6 protein-coding genes are annotated in these 6,248 nt (G+C 36.3%); all 6 read left to right on the plus strand.

All coding sequences use genetic code 11. The features are described 5' to 3' along the window. Nucleotides 1–221 precede the first annotated feature (221 nt). Nucleotides 222–1,013: a hypothetical protein gene (locus tag WC906_04830; GenBank protein ID MFA5777737.1), complete on the plus strand. Its 792-nt coding sequence runs from the start codon at nucleotides 222–224 to the stop codon at nucleotides 1,011–1,013. Nucleotides 1,014–1,108: 95 nt separating this feature from the next. Beyond that, the gene (locus WC906_04835; GenBank protein MFA5777738.1) at nucleotides 1,109–2,347 is read left to right on the plus strand and encodes a glycoside hydrolase family 1 protein; all 1,239 of its coding nucleotides are present in this window, start codon (nucleotides 1,109–1,111) and stop codon (nucleotides 2,345–2,347) included. Then, nucleotides 2,344–3,270, plus strand: a complete 927-nt coding sequence (locus WC906_04840) for an EamA family transporter (protein MFA5777739.1) — start codon at nucleotides 2,344–2,346, stop codon at nucleotides 3,268–3,270. Before WC906_04835 ends, WC906_04840 begins: the two co-directional genes overlap by 4 nt. A gap of 139 nt (nucleotides 3,271–3,409) precedes the next feature. Further along, nucleotides 3,410–4,420, plus strand: a complete 1,011-nt coding sequence (locus WC906_04845; protein MFA5777740.1) for a hypothetical protein — start codon at nucleotides 3,410–3,412, stop codon at nucleotides 4,418–4,420. Nucleotides 4,421–4,551: 131 nt separating this feature from the next. Then, nucleotides 4,552–5,715, plus strand: coding sequence for a L,D-transpeptidase (locus WC906_04850; protein MFA5777741.1), 1,164 nt, complete (start codon nucleotides 4,552–4,554; stop codon nucleotides 5,713–5,715). Nucleotides 5,716–5,780: 65 nt separating this feature from the next. Next, nucleotides 5,781–6,248 (plus strand): haloacid dehalogenase-like hydrolase (locus WC906_04855; protein ID MFA5777742.1); only part of this gene is annotated, 468 nt, incomplete at its 3' end.

The following is a 6,248-nucleotide window of genomic DNA, read 5'->3' on the forward strand; positions in this document are numbered from 1 at the left end:
TATTCCGGTAAAGCCGGCTGTCGATCATCCTTGGAGAAAATTTCAATATTCTAAAAATTAACAAAATTGTCCAAAGCGGACATTTTTATTTCCCGCAAAAGCGGACATTTCTATTTCCTCTTTACATCCTGGATTTTGTTCTTGACCGAAATTTGAGTTCGTGGTATCTTAGAATATGTGTTTCTGGGGGTATGAAGGGATATAATCAGTAATGACAACTTATGAGTATTTTTGCCTCTTTTAAGGCAAAAAACTGGATTGAAGGGCCCGTCTGCATCGCTATGCGAAGCATTGCGGGCAGGAGGATTCATTCGGTACTAAAAAACAAGAAAATATCAATTCTAACCATCCTGATTTTAATCTCAGGTTGCTTTTTTTATAACCAATTGGATGCTATCTTTCCTAGGTTTTTTGCTAATGGCTATAATTCTGAAGGGCATTTGTATTGCGAGCGTGAGTGGATTGCCAAGACAGATTATATAGAATCCATAGTTCAAAGTCAGCGGGAAGAGCAAAAGAAAAAACATTCCGTAGACAGAAAGAATGAAGTTAAAAAAATAGAAAAGAATGCTAGCAATGGAGAAACAGACATTCAAGAACAAATATATGATTTGGTGGGCAATGCTCCAATAAAAGAAATGATTCCCTCTATTATGAAACTTGACCAAAGAGTGGCGGCTTTTGTGATTGGAATCGCCAAAAAGGAAAGTGATTGGGGAAAGCATGCTCCATCGCAAAGAGGAGAAACTTGCTATAATTATTGGGGCTACAAAGGATCCGGAAGCAGGGGAACTTCAATGGGATATGCTTGTTTTGGCAGTCCGAAAGAAGCAGTTGAAATTGTTGGCAAAAGGATTGAAACGTTAGTTTCCAAAAACATAAATGAACCGAAGAAAATGCTAGTTTGGAAATGCGGATCAAGTTGTGCCGGCCATGATCCGGCTGGAGTCCAGAAGTGGGTGAGCGATGTGAGCTTGTATTATGGAAAAGTAATGCAGATTAAAAGTACATAGCCTTTTAGGTTGCAGTTTTTAGGTTTTTAAAGAAGCGTTGTAAGGCGCTTCTTTTCGTTTTGTTTAATGGCAATTTTAGTGTAAAATTAATTTATATGGACAATAAATTCCCAAAAGGTTTTCTGTGGGGCGCAGCAACGAGTGCGCATCAAGTTGAAGGAGGTACTAATAATAATTGGACACAGTGGGAGAAGGATAACGCGGATAGATTAGCCAATGAAGCAAAGAAGAAATGGCAAAAATGGCAGCAAGACAGATTTCCTGAAATGTTCAATCCCGAAAATTATATTTCAGGTCGTGCTTGTGATCATTATAATTTGTATGAAAAAGATTTTGACTTGGCAAAAAGTGGCGGGCATAATGCTCATAGATTTTCGATTGAATGGTCGCGCATTGAACCGGAGGAAGGAAAATTTGATCAAAAAGAAGTCGAACATTATAGGGATGTTTTGATAGCATTGCGCGAAAGGGGAATGGAACCGTTTGTGACACTTTGGCATTGGACAGAGCCGATTTGGTTTGCTGAAATGGGTGGATGGACAAACAAAAAATCTGCCGAATATTTTTCCAGATTTGTCAAAAAAGTCGTTGGGGAATATAAAGATTTGGTGAAATTTTGGGTTGTTGTTAATGAGCCAAATGTCGGATTAGGATTTGGATATTTTTTAGGATCTCAACCTCCCGCGAAAAAAGGTCTAATAAATTTCTTAAAGGCGTATTTTAATTTGCTTGAATCGTATAAGAAAGTATATAAACTTATTCATAAAATAGATGCTGGTGCAAGAGTTGGTAACGCCCTGAGTTTTATGGCGTATCAATCATTTTTGTGGGGACCACTGCAGAAGCTAGTAACTTTTTTCCCCGAATATTGCAGTAAATACTTCGCGAAAAAGACAATGTCGCATGTTGATTTTATGGGGTGCAATTATTATAAAAATTTTGAAATTGCACTCAGAAAGAAAAAATTATCTCGAATTGAAATGAGCGATTTGGAGTGGGAAATTTATCCAAAAGGAATATATGATACCATGCTGACATTAAAGAAATATAATTTGCCAATTTATATCACCGAAAATGGTTTAGCTGATGCTGATGATTCAGGGCGGCTGAATTATATAAAAAATCATTTAATATTTTTGCATAAAGCAATTGAAGATGGAGTTGATGTTCGAGGCTATTTTTATTGGTCGCTGCTGGATAATTTTGAATTTCCGGATGTGCGCGGTTTTTGGCCGAGATTCGGCTTAATTGAAATTGATTACAAAACGCTGGAAAGAAAACCAAGAAAAAGTTTTTACGAATATAAAAAAATAATTCAGAATAACGGCTTATGATTTTCATTTTTGCGGCATTGGGATCATATTTTCTTGGAGCTCTAACAATAATATTGGACAAGTTTTTGCTAGGCTCAAAACGGATTACTTCCGCTCCGGTTTATTCTTTTTTCATTGCATTATTCGGGATTTTTGCCGTGGCTTTCATACCTTTTGTCGGATTTTCAATTCCAAGCGGATGGCAAATATTTCTCAGTCTCTTAGGAGGAGCGCTATTTAGCTATGGAATTTTGGCGCTTTATTTTGCTATCCAAAAAAGCGAAGCGAGCCGCGTCTCTCCCATAGTTGGAGCTGTAATTCCAGTGGCGACTTATTTTCTTTCTCTGATTTTTTCCAGCGAAAAACTAGCTTTGATCCAAATAATTGGAGTGGCCCTTTTAATTTTTGGAGGGCTCCTAATCTCTTTTGATCTTCCACTAAAAATAAATAAAAAGAAATTTTTTTCCGGTTTTTACTTTTCTCTCTCAGCGGGACTTCTTTTGGCTTTGTCTTATTTTGTTTTTAAATTTGTATACAATGAACAGACTTTTTTTAACGGATTTATTTGGACAAGATTCGGATGTTTTCTCGCGGTGATGAGCTATTTCCTGATTCCCAAATGGAGGAAGGAAATATGCAGAAGCCTCAATGAATTTAAAAAACCGAAGAAAAAAGAATACCAAACCGGAGGATTATTTATTGGCAATAAAATCCTAGGCGGAACAAGCTCCATTCTTCTCAACGTTGCTATCGCTATGGGAAGCGTGACGCTGGTTAATTCCCTGGTTTCATCCCAATATGTTTTCGTTTTAGCTCTGGCCTATTTTGCCCACAAAAAATTTCCTTTTGCGTTCCAAGAAAAACTCTATTTTTGGGACTGGGCTCAGAAAACTGGAGCGATTGTTTTGATCGGAGTCGGCATTGTGTTTATTTTTATCAGATAATATTTTTATTTTTTAATTCATAATTTTAAATTATAAATAATAAATTTTAAATTAATTTTAAATTTCTAAATGTTTAAAAATTTGTCCATTTAGATTTCATTTAAAATTTTAAATTTAGAACTTAAAATTTATCAATACCGTGTTCAAAAAAATATTCAAAGCATCTTGCCTAATTCTTTCTGTTTCGACGGTTATTGTTATTTTATTTCTGGTTTATTTCAACCTTCCAGTAAAAAATGTCGAAAGTAAGGTTGATATGGGGGTGACATTTTCCAATCGTTATGCCAAGGATATCGGTCTTGATTGGAAAGAAACGTACTCGGCAATGTTGGATGATTTAAAAGTAAGGAAAATAAGAGTGCCTATTTATTGGGATTGGGTGGAGCCGGAAGAAGGAAAGTATGATTTTTCTGAAGTTGAATGGCAACTCCAAGAAGCGCAGAAAAGAAAGGCGGAAGTCATTCTGGTTGTCGGGCAAAAAGTTCCCCGCTGGCCAGAATGCTTTATTCCGGAGTGGGCAAATGCCGATGATGTTAAAAGAAAAGAAAGTTTGATTAAATTTGTTGAAGCGGCGGTCAATCATTTCAAGAATTACTCCGCAGTGAAATATTGGCAAGTGGAAAATGAACCATTTTTAGATTTTGGAGTCTGTCCGGTTGCTGATTATGCTTTGGTTGACCAAGAAATAAAAATCGTCAGAGACAATGATAGTTCGAGAAAAATTATTGTAACTGACAGCGGAGAGCTTAGTCTTTGGATTCCAGCCGCCAAAAGGGCGGATATCTTTGGAACAACGATGTATCGCGAGGTGGTCAACAAAAGGTTGGGAGCCTGGAAATATCCGATTGGTCCGAACTTTTTTAAGTTCAAGAGGCTTTTAATTAGTGTTTTTGCCAATCAAAAGAATGCTTTTGTGATTGAACTTCAAGGAGAGCCGTGGCTCCAAGGTTGGACAGTTAATTTTCCGCTTTCAGATCAACTTGTATCAATGAATGAAAACAAGCTCAGGGACAATGTTCAATTCGCCAAGAATTCAGGGTTTTCCGGAGTTTACATTTGGGGAGTGGAATGGTGGTACTGGGCGAAGGTTCAGCAAAATTATCCTAATGTTTGGAACGAGGCGAAAAAAATATTTGAGGAGAACAATTAGCTAGATGAATATGCTTATGACTTGCTTGTTTGCCTCTTCCAATTCACTTGTTGTGGCGCGATGGCGGACTATTTTAAAATCGCACCTCCGAAAAGTGAATTGTCATAGTCAAACAAGCAAGTCTTATATTTATGAATAATGTTTACATAAAAGGCGAAAAGAAAAAAAATAGAAAAGGAGATTGGTTTTTGCTAATCGCTTCAATTATTATCCTGTTTATATCCGGAGTATTTTTTGTTACCACTCAATATCCCTCATTGTTTTATTCTGTTTCTTTAATAGAAACAAGAAAAGAAATTATTCCTAATAATTCAATTACGATTAATTTTTCAAGGCCGGTGATCCATAATCATTTTGGATGGAAGGTGGAAGTATCCCCCCAAATTGATTTTGACTATAAATTGGAAAATGGAAACAAAAAATTAGTTATAACTCCAAAGAAATTTTGGAATCCGGAAAGCGAATACAATATAAACATTTATGGGAAAAATTATTTTCTTTTTTCTGTTGATAATTCATTTCGCTTCAAAACGATTTCTTATCCGAAATTAACCGATTTTTATCCAGCTTTTGGCGCAAAAGAAGTGCTGTTGGATATAGAAGATCCGATAAAGGCAACTTTTGATAAGCCAATTGGCGATTTTAAGGTGAAATTTGTTATTAGCCCTTTCAAAGAATTGGGCTGGGAGGCGGATAATGAAAAAAATGAAATAAATCTTATGCCCAAAGGGGATTTGGAAAGAGGCACTAGGTATGTTATCGAAACTTACACTCGGTATAAGGATGAAAGTGATGAAAAATACAGGAAAATAGGAGAAACAGTTTTTGAAACAAAACCAATCACAATTGTTCAGATATGGGAAAAGGATTTCAGCGCTCGACTGGAACAAGCCAAAAAATTCACTGAGGCCAAGATCAAAGAAGGGAAATATATTGATATAAATACAAAGAGCCAGGTAATGGCCATTTTCGAAAATGGAGAGATCCTTGATGCTTTTATGGTTTCATCCGGGAAGAAAGGGATGGAAACTCCCAATGGAACTTATCATATTGCCAACAAAACTCCGCGAGCTTGGTCAAAAGAGTACGGCCTTTTTATGCCCTATTGGCAAGCACTGGTACCTTCGGGAAAATTCGGAATTCATGAACTTCCTGAATGGCCAGGAGGATATAAAGAAGGGCAAAATCATTTAGGAACGCCTGTGTCTCATGGCTGTGTCCGGCTTGGCGTTGGGCCGGCAGAAAGAGTTTATAATTGGACAGATATTGGAACTCCAGTAATGGTGCATAGCTAACAAATTTTAGCTAATTCTGATAGAATGTACATAGATTAAAATATTAGAATATCTAGTTTAGGAGTATGAATGCAAAAAATAAAATTGCTATTTTTGACATTGACGGAACGATTTTTCGAAAAAATCTCCATTTTGTCTTGATAAATGAGTTGGTTTTTATGGGAGTTTTTCCCAAGTCGGTGAAGTATAAACTAGTTGATGTTTATTCTGAATGGATTGAACACAAGGGGACTTATGAAAAATACAGGCTGGCTCTGGTCGATTTGTATGCAAAATATATCAAAGGGTGCAAACGGGAGGACGTTCTGAAAGCCAGCCAGGAAGTTATTCGGTTTCACGAAAAAAGAACCTATATTTTTGCCGAAAATTTAATTACAAAATTAAAAAAAGAAAATTATAATATTATTGCTATTTCCGGTTCTCCTTCGGAAATAGTTGAAGAATATAACAAAAAGCATCTTAAATTTGATAAAGTTTTCGGAAGCGTATATGAATTAGATAGCGACGGAATTTACACGGGAAATGCGGGTTTT

Source organism: Parcubacteria group bacterium, from assembly GCA_041657845.1.
Lineage (GTDB): Bacteria > Patescibacteriota > Minisyncoccia > Moranbacterales > JAKLHP01 > JAKLHP01.

Bases quoted from the DNA above. Each gene is read 5' to 3' on its own strand.
- WC906_04835 (MFA5777738.1), top strand. From the start codon at position 1,109: ATGGACAATAAATTCCCAAAAGGTTTTCTGTGGGGCGCAGCAACGAGT.
- WC906_04840 (MFA5777739.1), top strand. From the start codon at position 2,344: ATGATTTTCATTTTTGCGGCATTGGGATCATATTTTCTTGGAGCTCTA.
- WC906_04850 (MFA5777741.1), top strand. From the start codon at position 4,552: ATGAATAATGTTTACATAAAAGGCGAAAAGAAAAAAAATAGAAAAGGA.
- WC906_04830 (MFA5777737.1), top strand. From the start codon at position 222: ATGAGTATTTTTGCCTCTTTTAAGGCAAAAAACTGGATTGAAGGGCCC.